21 protein-coding genes are annotated in these 22,695 nt (G+C 60.9%); 13 read left to right on the top strand and 8 right to left on the bottom strand.

Annotation, left to right across the window (positions count from 1 at the left end):
• Positions 1–130: 130 nt before the first annotated feature.
• Entirely contained in the window at positions 131–1,456 is a 1,326-nt protein-coding gene (locus tag HX898_RS14985; RefSeq protein WP_018243099.1) for an aspartate aminotransferase family protein, read from the top strand.
• Positions 1,457–1,539: 83 nt separating this feature from the next.
• On the opposite strand, the gene HX898_RS14990 is transcribed toward HX898_RS14985, so the two are convergent.
• The gene (locus HX898_RS14990) at positions 1,540–2,454 is read right to left on the bottom strand and encodes an HD-GYP domain-containing protein (RefSeq protein ID WP_180194993.1); all 915 of its coding nucleotides are present in this window, start codon (positions 2,452–2,454) and stop codon (positions 1,540–1,542) included.
• Between the two features lie 480 nt (positions 2,455–2,934).
• Here HX898_RS14990 and HX898_RS14995 point away from each other — a divergent pair, with 480 nt between their 5' ends.
• The 3 genes from HX898_RS14995 (at position 2,935) to HX898_RS15005 (ending at position 6,113) form a co-directional block, all read left to right on the top strand.
• Complete coding sequence (locus HX898_RS14995; protein ID WP_180194994.1) at positions 2,935–4,038, top strand: branched-chain amino acid ABC transporter substrate-binding protein; 1,104 nt, start codon at positions 2,935–2,937, stop codon at positions 4,036–4,038.
• Positions 4,039–4,156: 118 nt separating this feature from the next.
• A complete protein-coding gene (ade, locus tag HX898_RS15000) occupies positions 4,157–5,854 on the top strand; it encodes an adenine deaminase (RefSeq protein WP_180194995.1) in 1,698 nt (565 codons plus the stop codon).
• 58 nt (positions 5,855–5,912) lie between these two features.
• Positions 5,913–6,113 carry a hypothetical protein gene (locus HX898_RS15005; RefSeq protein ID WP_180194996.1) on the top strand — a complete coding sequence of 67 codons (201 nt, stop codon included), beginning with the start codon at positions 5,913–5,915 and terminating at the stop codon, positions 6,111–6,113.
• Between the two features lie 254 nt (positions 6,114–6,367).
• Here the strand turns inward: HX898_RS15005 and HX898_RS15010 are convergent, their stop codons facing one another.
• The gene (locus HX898_RS15010; protein WP_138330343.1) at positions 6,368–8,014 is read right to left on the bottom strand and encodes an alpha-glucosidase family protein; all 1,647 of its coding nucleotides are present in this window, start codon (positions 8,012–8,014) and stop codon (positions 6,368–6,370) included.
• Between the two features lie 286 nt (positions 8,015–8,300).
• Here HX898_RS15010 and HX898_RS15015 point away from each other — a divergent pair, with 286 nt between their 5' ends.
• From HX898_RS15015 to HX898_RS15040, 6 genes are all read left to right on the top strand, one after another.
• On the top strand, positions 8,301–9,881 hold the full coding sequence (locus HX898_RS15015; RefSeq protein WP_011653015.1) for a peptide ABC transporter substrate-binding protein: 1,581 nt from the start codon (positions 8,301–8,303) through the stop codon (positions 9,879–9,881).
• Positions 9,882–9,929: 48 nt separating this feature from the next.
• Positions 9,930–10,853: an ABC transporter permease subunit gene (locus HX898_RS15020; RefSeq protein WP_003541883.1), complete on the top strand. Its 924-nt coding sequence runs from the start codon at positions 9,930–9,932 to the stop codon at positions 10,851–10,853.
• The gene (locus HX898_RS15025; protein WP_018495229.1) at positions 10,850–11,767 is read left to right on the top strand and encodes an ABC transporter permease subunit; all 918 of its coding nucleotides are present in this window, start codon (positions 10,850–10,852) and stop codon (positions 11,765–11,767) included. Before HX898_RS15020 ends, HX898_RS15025 begins: the two co-directional genes overlap by 4 nt.
• 2 nt (positions 11,768–11,769) lie before the next feature.
• A complete protein-coding gene (locus tag HX898_RS15030; RefSeq protein ID WP_138386889.1) occupies positions 11,770–12,777 on the top strand; it encodes an ABC transporter ATP-binding protein in 1,008 nt (335 codons plus the stop codon).
• Positions 12,770–13,756 (top strand): oligopeptide/dipeptide ABC transporter ATP-binding protein, encoded by a 987-nt coding sequence (locus tag HX898_RS15035; RefSeq protein ID WP_077978952.1) that lies wholly within the window; start codon positions 12,770–12,772, stop codon positions 13,754–13,756. The genes HX898_RS15030 and HX898_RS15035 overlap by 8 nt, the downstream gene beginning before the upstream one ends.
• 130 nt (positions 13,757–13,886) lie before the next feature.
• Positions 13,887–14,807 carry a sugar kinase gene (locus tag HX898_RS15040; protein ID WP_138386888.1) on the top strand — a complete coding sequence of 307 codons (921 nt, stop codon included), beginning with the start codon at positions 13,887–13,889 and terminating at the stop codon, positions 14,805–14,807.
• A gap of 116 nt (positions 14,808–14,923) precedes the next feature.
• Here the strand turns inward: HX898_RS15040 and gstI are convergent, their stop codons facing one another.
• Both gstI and HX898_RS15050 read right to left on the bottom strand, forming a co-directional pair.
• Positions 14,924–15,115 (bottom strand): glutamine synthetase translation inhibitor GstI, encoded by a 192-nt coding sequence (gene gstI / locus HX898_RS15045; protein ID WP_180194997.1) that lies wholly within the window; start codon positions 15,113–15,115, stop codon positions 14,924–14,926.
• A gap of 189 nt (positions 15,116–15,304) precedes the next feature.
• The gene (locus HX898_RS15050) at positions 15,305–15,523 is read right to left on the bottom strand and encodes a hypothetical protein (protein WP_180194998.1); all 219 of its coding nucleotides are present in this window, start codon (positions 15,521–15,523) and stop codon (positions 15,305–15,307) included.
• Between the two features lie 24 nt (positions 15,524–15,547).
• Between HX898_RS15050 and HX898_RS15055 the strand changes: the two genes are divergently transcribed.
• On the top strand, positions 15,548–16,588 hold the full coding sequence (locus HX898_RS15055; RefSeq protein ID WP_003541898.1) for a glutamine synthetase beta-grasp domain-containing protein: 1,041 nt from the start codon (positions 15,548–15,550) through the stop codon (positions 16,586–16,588).
• 248 nt (positions 16,589–16,836) lie between these two features.
• Complete coding sequence (locus HX898_RS15060; protein ID WP_180194999.1) at positions 16,837–18,018, top strand: glycosyltransferase family 1 protein; 1,182 nt, start codon at positions 16,837–16,839, stop codon at positions 18,016–18,018.
• Positions 18,019–18,024: 6 nt separating this feature from the next.
• On the opposite strand, the gene HX898_RS15065 is transcribed toward HX898_RS15060, so the two are convergent.
• A complete protein-coding gene (locus HX898_RS15065; protein ID WP_180195000.1) occupies positions 18,025–19,038 on the bottom strand; it encodes an alpha/beta hydrolase in 1,014 nt (337 codons plus the stop codon).
• A 162-nt stretch (positions 19,039–19,200) separates the two neighbouring features.
• Here HX898_RS15065 and HX898_RS15070 point away from each other — a divergent pair, with 162 nt between their 5' ends.
• The gene (locus HX898_RS15070) at positions 19,201–19,638 is read left to right on the top strand and encodes a MarR family transcriptional regulator (RefSeq protein WP_180195001.1); all 438 of its coding nucleotides are present in this window, start codon (positions 19,201–19,203) and stop codon (positions 19,636–19,638) included.
• A 116-nt stretch (positions 19,639–19,754) separates the two neighbouring features.
• On the opposite strand, the gene der is transcribed toward HX898_RS15070, so the two are convergent.
• From der to HX898_RS15085, 3 genes are all read right to left on the bottom strand, one after another.
• Entirely contained in the window at positions 19,755–21,176 is a 1,422-nt protein-coding gene (gene der, locus HX898_RS15075) for a ribosome biogenesis GTPase Der (RefSeq protein WP_180195002.1), read from the bottom strand.
• An 18-nt stretch (positions 21,177–21,194) separates the two neighbouring features.
• Positions 21,195–21,878: a tetratricopeptide repeat protein gene (locus HX898_RS15080; RefSeq protein WP_168314171.1), complete on the bottom strand. Its 684-nt coding sequence runs from the start codon at positions 21,876–21,878 to the stop codon at positions 21,195–21,197.
• Positions 21,879–22,084: 206 nt separating this feature from the next.
• Positions 22,085–22,669, bottom strand: a complete 585-nt coding sequence (locus HX898_RS15085; RefSeq protein ID WP_180195003.1) for an NnrU family protein — start codon at positions 22,667–22,669, stop codon at positions 22,085–22,087.
• Positions 22,670–22,695 lie beyond the last annotated feature (26 nt).

Raw genomic sequence — 22,695 nt, forward strand, 5'->3', positions numbered from 1 at the left:
TCAGCCTCCACATGAAGGGCTTCAGGGACTTTTCCCGTTGACGCCTTGGGAAGCCCTGATAATTTGACCGGGCAGTAAAAATATGGGCGTGAAGCCCCGGGAAAGGGCCGTCGGCGGCCAGGAGAACAGCATGTCCAATCGCCTCAATGCACCGAACGATCTTCGCGCCTTCTGGATGCCGTTTACGGCAAATCGCCAGTTCAAGAAGGAGCCGCGCTTGTTCGTCGGCGCCAAGGACATGTACTATACGACCCATGACGGCCGTCAGGTGCTGGACGGCACGGCTGGCCTCTGGTGCGTCAATGCCGGCCACTGCCGCCCGAAGATAACTGAGGCGATCCGCGAGCAGGCCGGCGAACTCGACTACGCGCCGGCCTTCCAGCTCGGCCATCCCAAGGCCTTCGAACTGGCGAACCGCCTGGTCGACATCGCCCCGGAAGGCCTGAACCACGTTCTCTACACCAACTCCGGTTCCGAATCCGTCGAGACCGCGCTCAAAGTGGCGCTCGCCTATCACCGCGTGAAGGGCAATGGATCACGCTTCCGCCTGATCGGCCGCGAGCGCGGCTATCACGGCGTCAACTTCGGCGGCATCTCCGTCGGCGGCATCGTCACCAACCGCAAGATGTTCGGCACGCTTCTGACCGGCGTTGATCACATGCCGCACACCCACCAGCCCGGCAAGAACAACTTCACCCGCGGCGAGCCCGAGCATGGCGGCGACATCGCCACCGAGCTCGAGCGCATCGTCACCCTGCATGACGCCTCCACCGTCGCCGCCGTCATCGTCGAGCCGGTGGCGGGCTCGACCGGCGTCTTGATCCCGCCGAAGGGCTACCTGCAGAAGCTGCGCGAGATCTGCACCAAACACGGCATCCTTCTGATCTTCGACGAGGTCATCACCGGCTTTGGCCGCCTCGGCGCCCCCTTCGCCGCGCAATATTACGACGTCAAGCCCGACATGATCACCGCTGCCAAGGGACTGACCAACGGCGTCATCCCGATGGGCGCCGTCTTTGTCACCTCCGAGATTCATGATGCCTTCATGAACGGCCCGGAACACATGATCGAGTTCTTCCACGGCTACACCTATTCCGGCAACCCGATCGCCTCCGCTGCGGCACTCGCCACGCTTGACACCTACAAGGAAGAGGGGCTGCTGACACGCGCCGCCGAGCTTTCCGACTATTGGGCCGACGCGCTGCATTCGCTGAAGGACTGCCCCAATGTCATCGACATCAGGAACACCGGCCTGATTGGCGCCATCGAACTCGACCCGATCGCCGGCGAGCCCACCAAGCGCGCCTTCACCGCTTTCCTGAAAGCCTATGAAAGCGGCCTGCTGATCCGCACCACCGGCGATATCATCGCACTCTCCCCGCCGCTGATCATCGAGAAGCACCACATCGACGAACTCTTCGGCAAGCTGCGGACCATCCTCCAGAACAACATCTGAGAAAGCGCTGAAGGCCTCCGGCATCACGGCCTGCGCGGCGCTGTAAGTCCACGCAGGCCTTTTGTTGGGAAGACCGACAGCCCTCAGGTCACGGCGGCGACGGAAAGGCAGAGGGCGAATTTCTTCAGCAGCCGGCGATCGAATTGCCCTTCGTTGCCAAACATCCATTTCAGTGCTTGGCTCGCGCTCCATGGCGCCTTGTACGGCCGCACGGAGGTCATGGCGTCATAGACGTCGCAAATCGCAGCAAGACGCGCATGGAAGCTGACCTGCGCTTCGGAAAGCCTGCGGGGATAGCCCTTGCCGTCGATACGCTCATGATGGTTGAGGCAGACGTCGAGAACGATCTCCGGCAAGCCTTCCTGTCGTGACAGGATTGCGTGCCCCTTTTCCGGATGATCGCGGATCATCTTGATCTCGTCCTCGTCCAGGCGCCCTTCCTTGTTGAGGATCTCGAGCGGAATTTCGAGCTTGCCGACGTCGTGTAGCAATCCTGCCGTGCCGAGCGTCTGCACGGTAGCCTCATCAAGTCCGAGGTGACGGCCGAAAAGGATCATCAGCGCACTCACCGAAAGGGAATGCAGAAACGTCACTTCGTCCTTGGATTTCAGACGCGTAACGCTGAGAAAGACAGTGGGATTATCATCCATCGACTTGGAGACCGAGGAAATCACCGGCGCCACCTGATCGAAGCTGATCCCATCGCCATGCTGGAGCCGGCCGAAAACGCTTTCTAGGACCTGCACGGATTTCTGGATGGTTTCGCGTGCCGCCTTGGTGTCGATCTCGATATTGCCGCCTGCCAGACCGTCGATGTCGAGGCCTCTGCTGGTGTTGATGATAACACCTTCAATGCCGCTCTTGCGAAGCCTCAGGGCATCGACTTCACGGCGCAGCAGAAATCTTCGCTTGGAGAGAAGAGGGTCCTGCCATGCACCCTCGATCGCTTCCACAAACATTCCGTTGCGCACCTGTCTGGCTTCGATACGCTTGAGCATCCAGATCTCTGTTCCTGAAATATCTCTCTGTTTATTATCGACCGTTCTTTTGCATCGCAGCAATATATGCACGAACAATGATTCTACTCTAATTGGTAGAATCAAGTGTTAATCTCGAAACCGAATTCGACTATTCGGAAAGACGAAGAGTTTCGCGAAATTCGGCAGGTTCATCGGCACCGCGCAGATGCGGATACAGCACTTCTGGAGATCCGCAGACGGCGCCCGATCGACGATTTTGGATTATTTCGCGCCGAATCGGCTCGATTTTCGTTTCATTTTGTTATCAACTTGCGGAATTCCACCAAAATTCCTAGAAATCTTGCCGTTGCGCCCATTCGAGCCAAATATGGCCGGAGGGCGCATCGATCGCGCCGATATCGATCGTCCTTGGCACGGCCTGAGGGCCGTTGAACGATCCGGAAAATCCGGCGCGGCACCTCATCGCGGGTCGAATGACCCCATCCAAGGAGACAGACAATGACCCTCAAGACATTGACGGCGACCCTCGTCGCGTCGCTCGCCTTTGCGCCGCTTGCCCATGCCGATATCACCATCGGCCTGATCGCGCCGCTGACCGGCCCCGTCGCCGCCTATGGCGACCAGGTGAAGAACGGTGCGCAGACCGCCGTTGACGAGATCAACAAGAAGGGCGGAATTCTCGGCGAGAAGGTCGTCCTCGAACTGGCCGATGATGCCGGCGAACCGAAACAGGGCGTTTCCGCCGCCAACAAGGTCGTCGGCGACGGCATCCGCTTCGTCGTCGGTCCGGTGACATCGGGTGTCGCCATTCCGGTTTCGGACGTGCTTGCTGAAAATGGCGTGCTGATGGTCACCCCGACTGCGACGGCCCCCGACCTGACCAAGCGCGGTCTGACCAACGTGCTGCGCACCTGCGGCCGCGACGACCAGCAGGCCGAAGTCGCCGCCAAATATGTGCTGAAGAATTTCAAGGACAAGCGCGTCGCCATCGTCAACGACAAGGGCGCCTATGGCAAGGGCCTCGCGGACGCCTTCAAGGCGACGCTGAACGCCGGCGGCATCACCGAAGTCGTCAATGACGCGATCACGCCTGGTGACAAGGATTTCAGCGCGCTCACCACCCGCATCAAGTCCGAGAAGGTCGACGTGGTCTATTTCGGCGGCTACCACCCGGAAGGCGGCCTGCTCGCCCGCCAGCTGCATGACCTCGCCGCCAACACGACGATCATCGGCGGCGACGGACTCTCCAACACCGAATTCTGGGCAATCGGCACGGATGCGGCAGGAGGCACGATCTTCACCAACGCTTCGGACGCCACCAAGAGCCTGGATTCCAAAGCCGCAGCCGATGCGCTCGCCGCCAAGAACATCCCGGCCGAGGCCTTCACGCTGAACGCCTATGCCGCCGTCGAAGTGCTGAAAGCCGGCATCGAGAAGGCCGGCAGCGCCGAGGATGCGGAAGCCGTCGCGACCGCGTTGAAGGACGGCAAGGAGATCCCGACCGCCATCGGCAAGGTTACCTACGGCGAGACCGGCGACCTGACCTCGCAGAGCTTCTCGCTCTACAAGTGGGAAGCCGGCAAGATCGTCGCCGCCGAGTAAACCATCGCTGACCGTCACCGACCGGGCGCCCTGTGGCGCCCGGTTTCGTTTTGCGGCACTCGCTTGTCGCGGCAGATCGGCTATAAGTTTCGGAATCGGTTGTAATGTGAGCAATACCATGACCAGCAGACTCGAGCGCTTCATCGACCAGGGCGTTGGCCGTGTGCCGGCCGATATCGTGCTGAAGGGCGGCTGCTTCTTCGATCTCGTCACCGGCGAACTCGTCCAGTCGGACATTGCGATCGGCGCCGATCGCATCGTCGGCACCTCAGGCAATTATGAGGGCGAAACCGAGATCGACATCTCAGGCAGGATCGTCGTTCCCGGCTTCATCGACACGCATCTGCACATCGAATCTTCACTCGTCACACCGCATGAATTCGATCGCTGCGTTCTGCCCTATGGTGTCACTACCGCCATCTGCGATCCGCACGAAATCGCCAATGTGCTCGGAACCGCCGGCATCGAATTCTTTCTCGAATCCGCGCTGGAGACGATCATGGACATCCGCGTCCAGCTCTCCTCCTGTGTGCCGGCGACGCATCTTGAAACCTCCGGTGCCGATCTGCCGATCGAGCGCCTCCTGCCCTTCCGTCACCATCCGAAGGTGATCGGACTTGCCGAATTCATGAATTTCCCCGGCGTGATCCACAAGGATCCCGTCTGCATGGCCAAGCTCGACGCCTTCCAGGGCGGCCATATCGACGGTCATGCGCCGCTGCTCTCAGGCAACGACCTCAACGGTTACCTCTCGGCCGGCATCCGCACCGAGCACGAATGCACGACCGCCGGCGAAGCCTTGGAGAAGATCCGCAAGGGCATGCATATCCTCGTGCGCGAGGGTTCGGTCTCCAAGGACCTCGCGGCGCTGATACCCATTCTCACCGAGCGGCTTTCACCCTTCCTCGCGCTTTGCACCGACGACCGCAATCCGCTCGATATCGCCGAACAGGGTCATCTCGATCACATGATCCGCACGGCGATCGCAAGCGGCGTCGAGCCCCTGGCGATCTACCGCGCCGCCTCGATTTCGGCCGCCCGCGCCTTCGGCCTCAAAGACCGTGGCCTGGTCGCGCCGGGCTGGCGCGCCGATCTGGTGGTGCTCGACAGTCTGAAAAACTGCCGCGCCGACATGGTTTTCTCGGCCGGCCGCCGCGTCACCGATGCGCTCTTTTCCTCGCGCAGACCGGTTGCCCCGATCGGCCTCGACAGCGTCAAGGCCCGGCCCGTCAACGCCGCCCATTTCGGCGTCCCGGTCGCCGAGGGCGAAACGCCTGTCATCGGCGTCATACCGGGCAAGATCATCACCGAGCATCGCCGCTACCGCCTGCCCGTCAGGGGCAACGAGACGACGGTCGATCTTGCCAACGATATCATCAAGGTCGCCGTCATCGAACGCCACGGCAAGAACGGCAACCATGCCAATGGCTTCGTCCAGGGTTTTGGCCTGAAGAAGGGTGCGATCGCCTCGACCGTCGGCCATGACAGCCACAATATCTGCGTCGTCGGCGTCAGCGAGGACGACATGGCGCGCGCCGCAAACCGCCTCAGCGAGATCAAGGGCGGCTTCGTTGTCGTCGAAGACGGCAAAGTCACCGGCGAAATCGCCCTGCCCATCGCCGGATTGATGAGCCTCGAGCCCTACGAGACGGTCCGCGATACGCTCCACCAGCTGCGTAAAGCTGCCTTCGCGCTCGGCGCCACGCTGGAGGAACCCTTCCTCCAGCTCGCTTTCTTGCCACTGCCGGTTATTCCACACCTGAAGATCTCAGACCGCGGCATGGTTGACGTGGACAAGTTCGCGCTGATCGGGTGATGGAATCCTTGGCAAACTCAGCAGCAGCGCTTATTTTGCAATATCCTTGGAGCCGATCATGACGAAGCTGGAACAGATTGAAAAAATCGTTGCCGAACTCGATAAGTTCGAGTTCGAAGCTTTTTCGGCGTGGTTTGAAGCCCTTCAGGCCGAACGCTGGGACAGGCAAATGGAAGCAGATGCTGCTGGTGGCAAACTCGATCATCTCGCCGAGAAAGCCTTTGCCGATTTTCGTGCCGGAAAGACCAGACGGCTTTGAAGCACTACGCAACTCCCGCCTTCTGGGAGGCGTATGACCGCTTGCCTGAACAGATACAGAAGCTGGCTGACGAAAACTTCGATCTGCTTAAACAAGATCCCAGACATCCCTCCTTGCATTTCAAGCGCGTCGGTCGCTTTTGGTCGGCGCGCGTCGGCACATCCTGGAGAGCTTTAGCTGTCTGGGATGGAGATGACGTCATCTCGTTTTAGATCGGCGCGCACGCGGATTACGATAAGCTTTTGAAATAGCCATCAAACCCGCGCACAAAACCCGTCCAGCGCCGCAAGCTTCACGAGCCCCGCGCCAGCCACCGCCTCGAAGCCCGGCATCTCGAGAGGTTCCCCGAGCACCATGCCATCGGGCAGGCGGAATTCCGCCGGTTTGCGCGTCAGGTTGAAAACGAAGAGCAGTTTTTCTCCGTTCTTTTCGCGGGTGAAGGCGAGCAGATCCTGGTTGGTGCCGATGAAGGTCATGTCGCCGTCGATCAGCGCCAGGTGGCTCTTCCGAAATGCGAGCGTCCTGCGATAGTGATGCAGCACAGAGCTTTCGCTCTCCTCCTGCGTATCGACGGAAAGCGCTGCCTGCTCGTAAGGCACCGGCAGCCAGCTCTTTTCCGCCGAGGTGAAGCCCGCATGCGCCTTGCCGGCTTCCCAGGGCATCGGTGTGCGACATCCATCGCGGCCCTTGAAGGCCGGCCAGAAGCGGATGCCGTAGGGGTCGCGCAGATCCTCGAAGGCGAGCTCAGCCTCCGGCAAGCCGAGTTCCTCGCCTTGATAGAGGCAGATCGAGCCACGCAGCGCCGCAAGCACCGAGATCGCCAGCTTGGCGATGACAGGCCGCTCTTCCTCCGTCCGCGCGAAACGGCTGACATGGCGCATGACGTCGTGGTTGGAAAAAGCCCAGCAGACCCAGCCGTCCGTGACTGCTTTCTGGAAGGCCTCGACGCAGCCCCGAATATGCTCGGCGGTGAAATCCGGCCCGAGCAGGTCGAATGTGTAGCACATGTGCAGCTTATCGCCGCCACTCGTATAGGCGCCAACCGTCTTCAGCGAACGCGCCCCGTCGCCGACTTCGCCGACGGTCGTGCGATCCTCGTACTGATCGAGCAACGCCCGGAAGCGCTTGAGGAAATCGACATTTTCCGGCTGCGTCTTGTCGTAGAGGTGGTTCTGCATGCCGTAGGGATTGCTGTCGGGCGCATCGAGGCCTGCGTCATCTTCATCAGGCTCGTGCGGCGGATTGCTCCTCAGCAGCTTGTCGCAGAAATAATAGTTGACCGTATCCAGGCGGAAGCCGTCGACGCCGCGGTCGAGCCAGAACTTCACCGTCTCGAGGACCGCATCCTGCACGGCCTTGCTGTGGAAGTTGAGGTCCGGCTGCGAGGTCAGGAAATTGTGCTGGTAATATTGCCGGCGCACGCCATCCCATTCCCAGCCCGGCCCGCCGAAGATCGACAACCAGTTGTTCGGCGCCGTACCGTCAGGCTTCGGATCGGCCCAGACATACCAGTCCGCCTTGGGATTGGTCCGGCTCGATCGGCTCTCGACGAACCAGGGATGCCGGTCGGAAGTGTGCGAGATCACCTGGTCGATGACGACCTTGATGCCGAGCTTGTGCGCTTCGCCCATCATTTCGTCGAAATCGGCGAGCGTGCCGAAGATCGGATCGACGTCGCAATAATCGGAAACGTCGTAGCCCATGTCGGCCATCGGCGACTTGAAGAAGGGCGAGAGCCAGATCGCGTCGACGCCGAGGCTGGCTATATGCGGCAGCCGGCGGGTGATTCCCCTGAGATCGCCGAGACCGTCGCTGTTGGTGTCCTGAAACGAGCGCGGATAGACCTGATAGATCACCGCGCCACGCCACCAGTCCGCACTCCCGCCTGCCTGCAATGCCATCGGCTACATCTCCTGCCTCGTTTGCGCTCGTCACACTAAAGCGGACGAAACAAAAGACAACCATGTGAAGCGGTTATGAAGGTGTTGCGAAACGCCGCGACACGTCGTCGCGATCCGACAAGGGGGAGACGTATATAGGCTTGTCCACAACCCGTTTCCACCCTCCGGATTTGGGGTTGCAACGCAAAGCCTTTGCGATAATGTGCGCGCTGACCTGCACGTAAGAGGTCAAACACCGGGAACAAATGTCTAATAAAGGCGAAAAGCCTAGAAAGGTGGACCCACCATGAACCATTTCGCGAAAAAATTTCTCGCCTCTGCAATGCTTGGCACATTGCTGGCGTTTTCGGCCCATGCGGCCACGCTCAACATTCACAATGGTGGCGACCCGCAGTCGCTCGATCCGCAGAAGCTTTCCGGCGACTGGGAGAACCGTATCGCCGGCGACATTTTCGAAGGCCTCGTCACTGAGGACGCCAAGGATAATCCGATCCCCGGCCAGGCTGAAAGCTGGACGATTTCGCCTGATGGCAAGGTCTACACCTTCAAGCTTCGCGACGGCATCAAGTGGTCCGATGGCCAGCCGGTAACGGCAGGAGACTTTGTCTTCGCCTTCCAGCGCCTCGTCGACCCGAAGAATGCGGCCGACTATGCCTATCTGCAATTCACCATCAAGAACGCCGAAAAGATCAACAAGGGCGAGATCACCGATCTCAACCAGCTCGGCGTCAAGGCGATCGACGACAAGACGCTCGAAATCACCCTCGAAAACTCCACCCCTTATTTCCTTAATGCCCTGATGCATTACACCGCCTATCCGCTGCCGAAGCATGTCGTCGAGGCGAAGGGGCAGGATTGGGTCAAGATCGGCAACATCGTCACCAACGGCCCTTACAAGCCGGTCGAATGGGTTCCGGGCTCGCATGTCACGACGGTCAAGAACGACCAGTGGTACGACACCAAGGACCTGAAGATCGATGGCGCGAAGTTCTTCGTGCTTGAAGATCAGGAAGCCGCGCTGAAGCGCTACCGCGCCGGCGAGTTCGACATCCTCACCGACTTCCCGACCGACCAGTACGAGTGGATGAAGAAGAACCTGCCTGGCCAGGCGCATGTCGCTCCCTTCTCCGGCCTCTATTATTACGTCGTCAACTCGCAGAAGCCGCCCTTCAGCGACAAGCGCGTCCGCCAGGCTCTCTCCATGGCGATCAACCGTGAAGTGATCGGCCCGCAGATCCTCGGCACCGGCGAACTGCCGGCCTATTCATGGGTTCCGCCGGGCACGGCGAATTACGGCGAGCCGGCCTATGTCAGCTGGAAGGACCTGCCCTATAGCGAGAAGGTCGCCGAAGCCAAGAAGCTTCTGACCGAAGCCGGTTTCGGTCCGGACAAGCCGCTTCACGCTGTCCTCAGCTACAACACCAACGACAACCACAAGCGCATCGCCGTCGCCATCGCTTCCATGTGGAAGCCGCTCGGCGTCGATGTCGAGCTCGTTAATGCCGAAACCAAGGTGCATTACGACCAGATGCAGCGTGGCCAGGTCGAAATCGGCCGCGCCGGCTGGCTCGCCGACTACAACGACCCGGACAACTTCCTGAACCTCCTGGTGACAGGCGTCCAGATGAACTACGGCCGCTGGTCGAATCCCGAGTACGACAAGATGATCAAGGAAGGTAACGCCGAGACCGATCTCACCAAGCGTGCCGCGATCTTCAAGAAGGCCGAACAGCTGGCGCTCGATGAATCCGCCGCCCTGCCGATCTACTACTACGTCTCGAAGAATGTCGTTTCGCCGAAGATCGAAGGCTTCGTCGACAACATCCAAGACATCCACCGCACCCGCTGGCTGTCGATGAAAGAGTAAGGGAAAACGGTCCTTTCCGCGCATTGCGGAAAGGACCGGCCCACGATCATGATCAAATACGCCCTCCGTCGCCTGCTATCGACGATCCCCGTTCTGTGGATCGCCGTCACAGCCTGCTTTTTTGTTTTGCGCCTTGCCCCCGGCGGCCCTTTCGATGGCGAAAGGCCATTGCCGCCGGTGATCTTGAAAAACCTTGCTATCCACTACAATCTCGACAAGCCGCTCATCCAGCAGTACCTGATCTATGTCGGTGACCTGCTCCGAGGCGATCTCGGCCCGTCCTTCGCCAGCGAAGACTTCACCGTCGCCCAGCAGATCATGATCGGTCTGCCCTACACCTTCACCATCGGTACGGCTGCCTTCCTGATTGCCATCATTGTCGGCGTGGCGGTCGGCTGTCTTGGGGCGCTTTATCAGAACAAGGCGCCGGATTATATTCTGGGCGCGCTCATCCTGATCGGCGTCGTACTGCCGAACTTCCTGATTGCGCCCATCCTGCAGCTCGTCTTCGGCATCCATCTTGCGTGGTTTCCGGTCGGCGGCTGGGGTGACGGCTCGATCAAATACCTCATCCTGCCGATCGTCGTTCTAGCCCTGCCGCATGCCGGCCGTATCTCGCGCATCACCCGCGGCTCGATGATCGAGGTAATGAACCAGAACTTCATCCGCACCGCCAAGGCCAAAGGCATCGGCCCCCGGCTGACGGTCATGCGCCATGCGCTGAAGCCCGCGCTGATGCCTGTGGTCTCCTATCTCGGACCGGCGGCAAGCTACCTTCTCACCGGCTCGCTGGTTGTCGAAAGCATCTTCGGATTGCCCGGCATCGGCCGCTATTTCGTCAACGCAGCGCTGAACCGCGATTACGGCATGGTTCTCGGCACGGTCATTTTCTACATGGTGCTCATCGTGTTCCTGAATCTTCTCGTCGATATCGCCTATGCGTGGCTCGATCCGAAAGTGAGAAACCGATGATCCTCAACCCCGCAAAACGCGAGCTGCTTGCCCAGGAGCTTCTGGAGGCGGAGGGCCTTGCGCCCGAAAGCCGCTCGCTCACCAAGGATGCCTTGCGCCGACTCGGGCGCAACAAGGCGGCCGTCCTCTCGATCGTTGTCCTGACGGTTCTGATCCTCGCCGCCTTCCTCGGCCCCTGGTTCATTCCCTTCAACTATGAGGACCCGGATTGGGCGGCCTTCCGCATACCGCCCTCGATCGAGACCGGCCACTATTTCGGCACCGACCCGAACGGCCGCGACCTTCTCGCTCGCGTCCTTTACGGCACCCGCGTCTCGCTTGCCGTGGCGTTGACGGCGACCGTCGTCTCCGTCTTCATCGGCGTTCTCTACGGTGCGGTCTCAGGCTATATCGGCGGCAGGCTGGATGCGATCATGATGCGCTTCGTCGACATTATGTACGCGCTTCCCTATATCCTCTTCGTCATCCTGCTGATGGTGATCTTCGGCCGCAACGTCTATCTGCTGTTTGCCGCGATCGGCGCGCTGGAATGGCTGACCATGGCCCGCATCGTCCGCGGCCAGACGCTGTCGATCAAGCATCGCGAATTCATCGAAGCGGCCCGCGCATCCGGGCAGCGGCCGTTCAAGATCATCATCAAGCACATCATCCCGAACCTCGTCGGACCCGTGGTCATCTTCGCAGCGTTGACGGTGCCTGAAATCATCGCCACCGAAAGCTTCCTTTCCTATCTCGGCTTCGGCGTGCAGGAACCGCTGACCTCGCTCGGCACGCTGATCGCCGAGGGAACCGATGCCATGGAAAGCATGCCGTGGCTGCTGGTCTTCCCGGCGAGCTTCCTCGTGGCCCTGCTGCTCAGCCTGCTCTTCATCGGCGACGGCCTGCGCGACGCGTTCGACCCGAAGGATCGATAAGAATGTCCCAAGAAACACAAAAAGACACCCTTCTCGAACTCAAAGACTATTCGATCACCTTCAAAACGCCGGATGGAGAGGTCAAGGCGGTCTCCAACATGAACCTGACGGTCAAACGCGGCGAACGCATCGCCATCGTCGGCGAGTCCGGTTCGGGCAAGAGCCAGACCTTCCTCGGCATCATGGGCCTGCTTGCCAAGAACGGCAAAACCACGGGACAGGCGCTGCTCGAAGGCAAGGACGTGCTGGCGCTGAAACCGCGCGAGCTCGACCAGATCCGCGGCAAGGACATGGCCATGGTCTTCCAGGATCCGATGACCGCCCTCAATCCATCGCTGAAGATCTCCCGGCAGTTGACGGAACAGCTCGAGGTGCACGGCGGCCTGACGGCGCGCGCCGCATCCGCCGCAGCGCTCGACATGCTGAAACGTGTCGGCATCCCCGACCCGACACGGCGCTTTCACCTCTACCCGCATGAGCTCTCCGGCGGCATGCGCCAGCGCATCGTCATCGCCATGGCGCTGCTCACGAGGCCGAAGCTTCTGATCGCCGACGAGCCGACGACCGCACTCGACGTCACCATCCAGGCGCAGATCCTCGATCTCTTCAACGATCTGACGGCGGAGATGAACACGGCGCTGATCATGATCACCCACGATCTCGGCGTCGTTGCCGGCCTCGCCGACCGCGTCGCCGTCATGTATGCCGGCCGCATCGTCGAGGAAGCGCCGGTCGATGAGCTCTTCGACAATCCGGCCCATCCCTATACCGCAGCACTGCATGCCTCGATCCCGCGGCCGGACCAGGATGTCGACGACCTCGTCGTCATCCCCGGACGTCCGCCGAACCTGCAGCACCTGCCGAAGGGCTGCAATTTCTCGCCACGCTGTTCGCAGGTCCAGGACGATTGCATCGACCGCCCGCCACCGCTCGAAGTGCTGGCGCCGCATCACTGCGCCGCATGCTACCACCCCTTCCCGCGTCGCGAGGAGCTGCTGAACCATGGCTGAACGATCACTTCTGAGGGTCGAGAACCTGACGACCCAATTCGAACTGCCGGCGAAAGGCCTCTTCAAGCCGCCGATCTTCCTCACCGCCGTCAACAATGTCAGCTTCGACCTCAGCGAAGGCCGCACGCTCGGTATCGTCGGCGAATCCGGCTGCGGCAAGTCGACGCTCGGCCGGTCCATCCTGCGGCTGTTGAAATCGCAGAAGGGCCGTATCCTCTGGCAGGGCCGCAACCTGCTCGACCTTTCGGACGAGGAAATGCGGGCCGCCCGCCGCGACATGCAGATCATCTTCCAGGATCCGATCGCCTCGCTCGACCCGCGCATGACTGTTGGAGACATCATCGCCGAGCCTCTCACAGTCTTCGAGCCGAAGCTATCAAGGGCCGAGCGCACCGAGCGGGTCCGCGAGATCATGACCGCCGTCGGCCTGGTGCCGGAGATGATCAACCGCTACCCGCACGAATTCTCCGGCGGCCAGGCGCAACGCATCGGCATCGCGCGCGCGGTCGTCACCAAGCCGAAGCTCATCATCTGCGACGAGCCGGTTTCGGCCCTCGACGTCTCGATCCAGGGCCAGGTCATCACGCTTCTGCGCAAGCTGCGCAAGGAATTCGGCCTGACGCTGATCTTTATCAGCCACGACCTCTCCGTCGTGCGCCTGATCTCAGACGATGTGCTGGTGCTCTATCTCGGCAGGGTGGTGGAAGCAGGCAGTTGTGCTACCGTCTTCGATCACCCCGCTCATCCCTATACGCAGGCGCTTTTCTCCGCCGCGCCGATCCCGGATCCGAAGCTGGCGCGCCTGCGCACCCGCATCCGCCTGCAGGGTGACCCGCCCTCGCCGCTCAATCCGCCGAAGGGTTGCGTCTTCTCACCGCGCTGCTGGAAGGCGACCGACATCTGTCGCACCGAAATGCCGCCGACCGAGGAGGTCCGCCCCGGCCAGAAGGCCGCCTGTTATCACATGGACAGGCCATGAGTGATACGAAGGCCGCGCAAGCGGCCTTTGCCTAGCCCGCGAAGGCGGGTTTCCATTCCCGAATATAGGCGCTTGCCACCTTCATACTCTCCGCGTATCAGCGGATGAAGACCAATGCCGGGAGGACAAGGTGAGCAGACGGTTTCTATCGATCGGTGAATGCATGGTGGAACTCTCGCAGGCAGGCGATGGTCTGCTGCGCAAGGGCTTTGCCGGCGATACCTTCAACACCGCCTGGTATGCCCGCGCCTGCCTTGCCGCCGACTGGTCGGTCGACTACTTCACCGCGCTCGGCGACGACGCCATGTCGGACGAGATGGCGGCCTTTATCGACAAGGCGGGCATCGGCACCAGCCTCATTCGCCGTATCAGGGGCAGGACGCCGGGCCTTTACATGATCAACCTGAAGGACGGCGAACGCTCCTTCAGCTACTGGCGCGACAGCTCGGCTGCCCGCAGCCTGGCCGCCGATCCGGACCGCCTGCGCGAGGCGGTGGAGAGCGCTGAAGTCGTCTATTTCTCCGGCATCACGCTTGCCATACTGCCGCATGAGGATGCCGAGACTTTGCTTGCCGAAGTCCGTCGCGCCAAGGCCGCAGGCAAGCTCGTCGTCTTCGATCCGAACATCCGCCCGCGGCTCTGGTCGAGCTACGACGTAATGCACACGACGATCAGTGAAGGTGCCCGCTCCTCCGTGCTCGTCATGCCGAGCTTCGACGACGAGGCGGCCCATTTCGGCGATGATTCCATCGAGGCGACGATCCACCGCTATCGCGCACTGGGTGCCGTCCATATCGTCGTCAAGAACGGCGCGGAGGGCGTTACGCTGAATTTTGCCGGCGAGCAGACCTTCGTTCCGGCCGAAAAGGTGGAGAAGGTGGTCGACACGACCAGCGCCGGCGACAGCTTCAACGGCGCTTTTCTCGCACGATATCTCGAAGCAGGCGATGCGTCTGCCGCCGCCCGCTTCGCAGCAAAGGTCGCTGCACGCGTCGTCAGCGAACATGGCGCATTGGTCGTAAGGGAAAAGCTTGGATTGGATGGCGGCTAAAGCGGCGCGATCTTTCAGATTCGCTTAGCGAAACATGCTTTTAGGCCGCACATGCTGACGCAGTATGAACGCCATGTGCGAGCGCTCCCCGCCTTGTCGGCATCTGCCAGGGGAAATCAGGACTTCGTCGGTCGATCGGCGTCGCGAACGGCCTCGTCATGGTACCAGCAGCTGTCGAGCGCAGCATCGCAGACGTCTGCGGCCTCGCGCTCCATCAGCCTGGCGCGTTCGAACCGGTTGGCGTTTCGCATCGCCTTAACGGGAAACTGGTAGATCGTTGCGGATTCACGATGGAAACCGGTGGGCATGAGATCGCCTCCATTCAGCTCGGCGCATCAACATTTCAGGACCATCTACATAGCACAATGCACATAGTTTATGCAAATTGCATAAAATAACGGCAATGTTGCAATTGTAATCGGTCGGCATGCTGTCTCGGCTAAAAGCTTCCGATAATTTGTTTAACACTTCATCATTTCAGCCTAACGCCACAATTTTCATCCGGTTCCAGATGAAAAAACTGCGTTTTGATGGGCGATACCGCCTGCGAGCGTTAAAAACAGCCCGATTTTCCAAAAGGGAAAAAATCGGCCGGCAAGCTGATTCGCGATTTTTCTTTCGCGTAGCACCAAAACTGGCACGCTACGTGCTTTTAAAGCGTCATCCCTGGCGGTCGGATGCGCTTGCGCGCCGAGATCACCTCCGGATTTGCTCACCTTCGTAGCATTGAGAGAGTCACGATGACAAAATATAAGCTCGAGTATATTTGGCTCGATGGGTACACTCCGGTACCGAACCTGCGTGGCAAGACGCAGATCAAGGAATTCGACGTATTCCCGACGCTGGAACAGCTTCCGCTCTGGGGCTTTGACGGCTCCTCGACGCAGCAGGCTGAAGGCCGCAGCTCCGATTGCGTGCTGAAGCCGGTCGCCATCTATCCCGACCCGGCCCGCACCAACGGCGCTCTCGTCATGTGCGAAGTCATGATGCCGGATGGCGTCACGCCGCACGCATCGAATGCCCGCGCCACCATCCTCGACGACGAAGACGCCTGGTTCGGCTTCGAGCAGGAATATTTCTTCTACCAGAACGGCCGTCCGCTCGGCTTCCCTGAGCAGGGCTACCCCGCTCCGCAGGGCCCTTATTACACCGGCGTCGGCTATTCGAACGTCGGCGACGTTGCCCGCGAAATCGTCGAAGAGCATCTCGACCTCTGCCTCGCTGCCGGCATCAATCACGAAGGCATCAATGCCGAAGTGGCCAAGGGCCAGTGGGAATTCCAGATTTTCGGCAAGGGCTCCAAGAAGGCCGCCGACCAGATCTGGATGGCACGCTACCTCCTGCAGCGCCTGACCGAAAAGTACGGCATCGACATCGAGTATCACTGCAAGCCGCTCGGCGACACCGACTGGAACGGCTCGGGCATGCATTGCAACTTCTCGACCAAGTACATGCGCGAAGTCGGCGGCAAGGCCTATTTCGAAGCGCTGATGGCGCAGTTCGACAAGAACCTGATGGACCACATCGACGTCTACGGTCCTGACAACGACAAGCGCCTGACCGGCAAGCACGAGACGGCTCCGTGGAATAAGTTCTCCTACGGCGTTGCCGACCGTGGTGCCTCGATCCGCGTGCCGCACTCCTTCGTCAAGAACGACTACAAGGGCTATCTGGAAGATCGCCGCCCGAACTCGCAGGGCTGCCCCTACCAGATCGCTTCGCAGGTTCTGAAGACGATCTCGGAAGTTCCGACCGCAAGCTCGGCTTCCGCTGCAGCTTGACCTCCCAAGCGGCGCCGGTCCACGACCGGCGCCGTGACTTTCTTCTTTCAAATGAAAAACAACCGCCGCCAGCCGCCGACATAATCGGGGCGATCAGACCGGCGAAAGCCCTGCAATCCTCGCAATATGGGCTGTAATATTTCCATCATGGTCATGCCTCAAAATAGAGAAGCGGGAATCGCCGTTCCGGAACCCCGCTTAGGGGTTGAGCGTTGGCATATCACTGCGACGCGGATGGAAATCGTGACATGCTGCAACGTCCGGCAAACACTTATAGCGGCGAGAGCTGGGCCAATGCCGCCGCCGGGAACCTGCCTGAGAGGCTGGTGATTGTCACCGATGCCTGGCACCCACAGGTCAACGGCGTCGTGCGCTCGATCGAGAACACCAACCGCGAACTGGCGAAGATGGGCGTCGAGGTTTCGATGGTGACGCCGGAGCGCTTCAACAGCATCCCCTGCCCGACCTATCCTGAGATCCGCCTGTCGATCGCCAATTACCGCCGCATCGCCCGCGAGATCGAAAAGCACAATCCGTCCTACGTGCATATTGCCACCGAAGGTCCGCTGGGGCTGACCGCCCGCCGCTGGTGCCTGAGAAACCGCATGCCGTTTTCGACGAGCTACCACACCCGCTTCCCGGAATACGTTTCCGCGCGCCTGCCGATACCGAAGAGCTGGCTCTACTCCTTCGTTCGCTGGTTCCACAATGGCGGCGCCGGCTGCATGGTGGCGACGCCGAGCCTTGCCCGCGAACTGTCGGAAAAGGGCATCCGCAACCTCATGCCCTGGAGCCGCGGCATTGACGCCACGCAGTTCCGTCCGATGGCGCTCGAGGAAAACCCGTTCGGCTTGGCGCGCCCGATCTTCATGACCGTCGGCCGCGTGGCGCTGGAAAAGAACCTGCCGGCTTTCCTCGATCTCGATCTGCCGGGCTCCAAGGTCGTCGTCGGCGACGGTCCTGCCCGCGCCGAGCTTGAAAAGCAATATCCCGACGTCTTCTTCGCGGGCGTGCAGTTCGGCGAGGATCTGGCGAAAACCTACGCCCAGGCCGATGTCTTCGTCTTTCCCTCGCTCACCGACACCTTCGGCAACACCATCCTCGAGGCGCTGGCATCGGGCGTGCCGGTCGCAGCCTATCCGGTCACCGGCCCGCTCGACATCATCGGCGAGGATAGCGAAGTCGGGGCGCTCGACCAGAACCTACAGGCCGCCTGCCTAGCCGCCCTCTCCGCCTCGCGAGAGAAGGCGCGTGAACTCGCCATGCAATATTCCTGGGAAGCGGCGACGCTGCAGTTCATCAACAATATCCGCGCCGCCAACGGCGTCATCACGCCGAAATGGAAGAAGGCCTGGCAGTTTGCCACCAAGTCGCTCCCAAGAAGCAGAAAGCCCGGCGAAACCGCCGGGCCTCTCCCGTCCGCAGACTGATTGGTTTTACTTGTGAAGCGCGCTGTGAAGCGTGTCGTTCGCGACCGCAATCGCACTGCGCGCCGCAGGCGTTTCGGCAATCGCGTTCAGCAGCACGAAGTCGTGGATCGTGCCGTTGTATCGCATCGACGTGACGCGGACACCGGCCTGGCTGAGCTTGCGGGCATAGGCCTCACCCTCATCGCGCAGCACGTCGTTTTCGTCAACGATGACCAGCGCCGGCGGCAGGCCGTTCAACTGCTCCAGCGACGCCTGCAGCGGTGAGGCCGTCGGCTCCTTGCGCTTGGTCTCGTCGGGCAGATAGGCGTTCCAGAACCACTTCATCGCTTCCTTGGTCAGCCACGGCCCATCGGCGAACTGGTTGTAGGACCCATTGTCGAAATTGGCGTCGGTGACGGGGTAGAACAGCACCTGCTGGTCGATGGCAGGACCGCCACGCTCCTTGGCAAGCAGCGTCACCACCGCCGCCATGTTGCCGCCGACGCTATCGCCTGCGACCGCGAGTCGGGAGGCATCGACCTTGAACTCCTTGGCATGCTCGGCGACATATTTGGTCGCAGCATAAGCCTGCTCGATGGCAACGGGATAGCGGGCTTCCGGAGAGCGTTCGTAGTCAACGAAGACGACGGCGGCATCGGCGCCGTTGGCGATCTCGCGCACCAGCCGATCATGTGTATCGGCATCGCCCAGCACCCAGCCGCCGCCATGGAAATAGAGAATGACCGGCAGCGTGCCCTTGGCATGTTCCGGGCGGACGATGCGCAGCTTGATGTTGCCTGTCGGACCGGCCCTGATGACCCTGTCCTCTTCCTGGGCGGCAAGCTTCTTCACGTCGCCCTTCTGCGCGCCCGCCAGAACATTGCGGGCATCGGCCGGCGACAGCGTGTAGATCGGCTTGCCGCCGGCAAGCCCGTCGATGAATTTCTGCGTTGTCGGTTCGAGTACCGGATCGGCAAGCGCGCCGACGGCGAAAGCTGTCAGGAGTGCTGCTGCGGAAACTGCGGTCTTGATGGTCGACATTGTCTTGTCCTCTCGGGTTCGATGTTCGTCCTGAACACCGTTTTTATATCGCGCACGATTGTTTATTGGACAATTTAAATTTGCGCATAGCAGCCATGCATAAATATCGCTTACGATTATTTATCGCGCGATATAACCTCCATCAGTTCTGGAGATAACCCCATGCAGGATCAGCTGAAGCTCGACAATTTCATCTGCTTCGCCGTCTATACGGCAAGCCACGCACTGAACCGCGTTTACAAGCCGCTGCTCGATACGTTGGGTCTCACCTATCCGCAATATCTGGCGATGGTTTCGCTCTGGGAACAGGACGGCCAGACCGTCGGCGGCTTGGGTGAAAAGCTCTTCCTGGAATCGAGCACGCTGACCCCGCTGCTCAAACGCCTCGAAACCGCAGGTTATGTCAGGCGCGAACGCAGCCGGGAGGACGAACGCGTCGTCGTCATCCGCTTGAGCGAAGAAGGCATTCGCCTAAAGGAAAAGGCGATCGGCATCCCCGGTTGCATCGCCGCTGCCAGTGGTCGCGATGCAATCGACCTCACCCGCCTCCAGGCCGAGATCGTGGCGCTGCGTGAAGCGCTGAACAAAAGCGTGGCTTAGATTGCCGGATAGCTATCACAGTGCCTGTGATACCCCTTCTGCCCTGCCGGGCAGGGCAGAAGGGGTGCTTCACGACATGCGGCCCAATGACCCACCAATCAGCGCCAGCTCCCAGCCTACGTCCGTCTCTTCTTGCCTTCGAACGGATTGTCAGGCGAGCGGAAATGGATGCGGATCGGCACGCTCGGCATGTCGAAATCGGCGCGCAACCCGTTGATCAGATAGCGCGTATAGGATTCCGGCAGCGCATCGGACCGGGTGCAGGAAATCATGAAGGCCGGCGGGCGGGCCTTCACCTGCGTCATATATTTCAGCTTGATGCGGCGGCCGGAAACGGCCGGTGGCGGATGCTGGATCTGCTGCGTCTCCAGCCAGCGGTTGAGCCTGGCCGTCGAAATGCGCTTGTTCCAGACCTTGTCCGTGTCGATGATCGACTGCATCAGCTTGTCGAGCCCCCAGCCGGTCTGGCCGGAGATCGGCACGGCGCGGATGCCGCGCGCCTGCGGCAGCAACCGGTCGGTCTTTTCGCGCAGATCAGCAAGCACCGCCTGCCGGTCCTCGATCATGTCCCACTTGTTGAAGGCGAGCACGGCGGCACGGCCTTCGCGCAGCACGAGGTCGACGATCTGCAGATCCTGCTTTTCGAAGGGGATCGTCGCATCGAAGACGATGACGACTGTTTCGGCGAAACGGATGGCGCGCAGCGCATCGGCCACCGAAAGCTTCTCCAGCTTCTCGATCACCCTTGCCTTGCGGCGCATGCCTGCCGTATCGAACATCTTGATGGTGCGGCCGCGCCAGTCCCATTCGACCGAGATGGAGTCGCGGGTGATGCCTGCCTCCGGCCCGGTCAAAAGCCGGTCCTCGCCGAGGAAGCGATTGATCAGTGTCGACTTGCCGGCATTCGGCCGGCCGACGATCGCCACTCTGAGCGGCTTGGTCTCGTCATAGGCCGGCTCTTCGTCCTCGTCGCCCTCGTTTGATGATTGCGGAATGTCGACGTCGGTAACCGCCACATCCTCTTTCTCGGGATAGGCACGGTCCTCGCCGATCGCCGCGACGATCGCATCGCGCAGGTCGAGCATGCCCTGCCCGTGTTCGGCCGAAATCGGCGTCGGCTCGCCGAGCCCTAGCGTATAGGCGTCGTAGAAACCGCTGTCGGAACCGCGCGCTTCGGATTTGTTGGCGACGAGCACGACCGGCTTGCCGCGCCGACGCAGCATCTCCGCAAGGTCGGTATCGACGGGCGTCAATCCGCTCTTGGCATCGACGACGAAAAGCGAAAGATCCGCCTCGTCGATCGCCGCTTCCGTCTGCGCCCGCATCCGGCCCTGCAGGCTTTCCGCGTCGGCCTCTTCCAAACCAGCCGTGTCGATGATCGTGAAGGTCAGGCCCATCAGCCGCGCATCGCCCGGCCGGCGGTCGCGGGTCACACCCGGCGTGTCATCGACAAGCGCCAGCTTCTTGCCTACCAGCCGGTTGAAAAGTGTCGACTTGCCGACATTCGGACGACCGACGATCGCGACCGTGAAACTCATATCTTGTCCTTAACGCGATCAGCCCTGAGCGGCGGGCGCCTTGCCGGATGCGGTAATCAGATCAAGCATCATATGGGCGCGATTGGCAACATTGCGTGGGCTGTCGGTATCGTCGACGATCGACTGGAACCACTGCCGCGCCTGCGCCATGTTGCCGGCTTTGTAAGCGGCAAGGCCGAGTGCCTCGCGCGCCGAATGACGGAAGGCGTTGCCCGGAACGGCCATTTCCTCGATCGCCGCCGAAACCTGTTCGTAAGTGCCGTTCTCGATGAGCAACCAGCCGGCGCGCATCTTGGCGGCATCGCGCACGGCAGCCGGAACGGCATTGTCCTTGCCGATCTCGTTGAAGGCGGCGATCGCCGCGGCGGCATCGCCCTTCTGCACCTGGACGGTCGCGGCCCGCATGCGTGCCAGCACCGGGTAGGCGCCATGGCCTTCCTTCTCGAGCTTGTCGAGCGCGGCCAGCGCCTCGTCGTTCTTGTTCTCGTCGGCTAGCTTCATCGCCGCCAGGAACTGGTCGCCGGTGCCGGAGGAGCGGTTGTCGTCCCAATAATCGTAGAGAACCTTGCCGGCGGTGCCGACGACGATCAGGATGGCGACGACGACGATATAGCGGCCGAACCGGCGCCAGACGCCCTTCATCTGGTCAGACCGCAATTCCTCATTGACTTCACGGATGAAGCTGTCGTCGTTGAATGCCATTCTCGTCTCCGGCCGCGGAAATACCCATACACCATGCAAAACGCATATTGTCGGGCCTTCTACTCCATTTTGCCGCCGTTGTAAGGGGGATGTGAAAGATTAGAGCGCCGCACGTCCGACAGGACGCGCTAAGGACGCTCTAAGACTTTGAATCCGCGCATAATCCTCTCCGAAAATCGGAATCGATTTTTGGGGTTATGCGCAGGTCAGATGACGAGCGGCGAAACGCCGATCAACCATTCGTGCAGCTTCCAGATGATCAGCGCCCAGACGACGATGCCGATGACGATCGCATAGAGGTCGTATTTGGCAGAGACGAACGGCCGGAGCGTGATCTCGCCCGCCCGCTGCCGCCGTTTCAAGGAAATGCGCAAGATGACGCCCCAGGCGAGAAAGGCGGCAAACAGCAGCACCGACGACGTCTCGCCATTGGCGAGCAAGTGCGCCAGCGCCCAGATCTTCACCGACAGCACCATCGGATGTTTGGTCTTGGTCGCGATGTGCCCCGCCGGCAGCAGCGAGGCGACGAGACAGATCATCGCGATCAGCATCAGCGTGATTGCTATATGCGCCATCCAGACCGGTGGATTGTAGAGCATTCCGGTCACCTGCCGCGCCTGCCCGAAGCCGTAGATCAACAGGATCAGCGTGGCGATGCTGGCAATGGAATAGGCCGCTCGCCAGCCCTTCTCGCCGAGGCTTGCGATCATCGAACGGCGAAAGTCCGGCACCAGCACCCGCACCAGATGCACCCCGAGGAAAAGTATGATGCCGACGATAAGCAATGTCATTGCGGATCCCTTCCGTGCCGTTTGTC

Origin of the sequence: Rhizobium sp. WYCCWR 11128, from assembly GCF_013416305.1 — a bacterium.
GTDB lineage: Bacteria > Pseudomonadota > Alphaproteobacteria > Rhizobiales > Rhizobiaceae > Rhizobium > Rhizobium indicum.

Coding starts and splice junctions, on each gene's coding strand:
- HX898_RS14985 (WP_018243099.1), top strand. CDS start 131: ATGTCCAATCGCCTCAATGCACCGAACGATCTTCGCGCCTTCTGGATG.
- HX898_RS14990 (WP_180194993.1), bottom strand. CDS start 2,454: ATGCTCAAGCGTATCGAAGCCAGACAGGTGCGCAACGGAATGTTTGTG.
- HX898_RS14995 (WP_180194994.1), top strand. CDS start 2,935: ATGACCCTCAAGACATTGACGGCGACCCTCGTCGCGTCGCTCGCCTTT.
- ade (WP_180194995.1), top strand. CDS start 4,157: ATGACCAGCAGACTCGAGCGCTTCATCGACCAGGGCGTTGGCCGTGTG.
- HX898_RS15005 (WP_180194996.1), top strand. CDS start 5,913: ATGACGAAGCTGGAACAGATTGAAAAAATCGTTGCCGAACTCGATAAG.
- HX898_RS15010 (WP_138330343.1), bottom strand. CDS start 8,014: ATGGCATTGCAGGCAGGCGGGAGTGCGGACTGGTGGCGTGGCGCGGTG.
- HX898_RS15015 (WP_011653015.1), top strand. CDS start 8,301: ATGAACCATTTCGCGAAAAAATTTCTCGCCTCTGCAATGCTTGGCACA.
- HX898_RS15020 (WP_003541883.1), top strand. CDS start 9,930: ATGATCAAATACGCCCTCCGTCGCCTGCTATCGACGATCCCCGTTCTG.
- HX898_RS15025 (WP_018495229.1), top strand. CDS start 10,850: ATGATCCTCAACCCCGCAAAACGCGAGCTGCTTGCCCAGGAGCTTCTG.
- HX898_RS15030 (WP_138386889.1), top strand. CDS start 11,770: ATGTCCCAAGAAACACAAAAAGACACCCTTCTCGAACTCAAAGACTAT.
- HX898_RS15035 (WP_077978952.1), top strand. CDS start 12,770: ATGGCTGAACGATCACTTCTGAGGGTCGAGAACCTGACGACCCAATTC.
- gstI (WP_180194997.1), bottom strand. CDS start 15,115: ATGCCCACCGGTTTCCATCGTGAATCCGCAACGATCTACCAGTTTCCC.
- HX898_RS15055 (WP_003541898.1), top strand. CDS start 15,548: ATGACAAAATATAAGCTCGAGTATATTTGGCTCGATGGGTACACTCCG.
- HX898_RS15060 (WP_180194999.1), top strand. CDS start 16,837: ATGCTGCAACGTCCGGCAAACACTTATAGCGGCGAGAGCTGGGCCAAT.
- HX898_RS15065 (WP_180195000.1), bottom strand. CDS start 19,038: ATGTCGACCATCAAGACCGCAGTTTCCGCAGCAGCACTCCTGACAGCT.
- HX898_RS15070 (WP_180195001.1), top strand. CDS start 19,201: ATGCAGGATCAGCTGAAGCTCGACAATTTCATCTGCTTCGCCGTCTAT.
- der (WP_180195002.1), bottom strand. CDS start 21,176: ATGAGTTTCACGGTCGCGATCGTCGGTCGTCCGAATGTCGGCAAGTCG.
- HX898_RS15080 (WP_168314171.1), bottom strand. CDS start 21,878: ATGGCATTCAACGACGACAGCTTCATCCGTGAAGTCAATGAGGAATTG.
- HX898_RS15085 (WP_180195003.1), bottom strand. CDS start 22,669: ATGACATTGCTTATCGTCGGCATCATACTTTTCCTCGGGGTGCATCTG.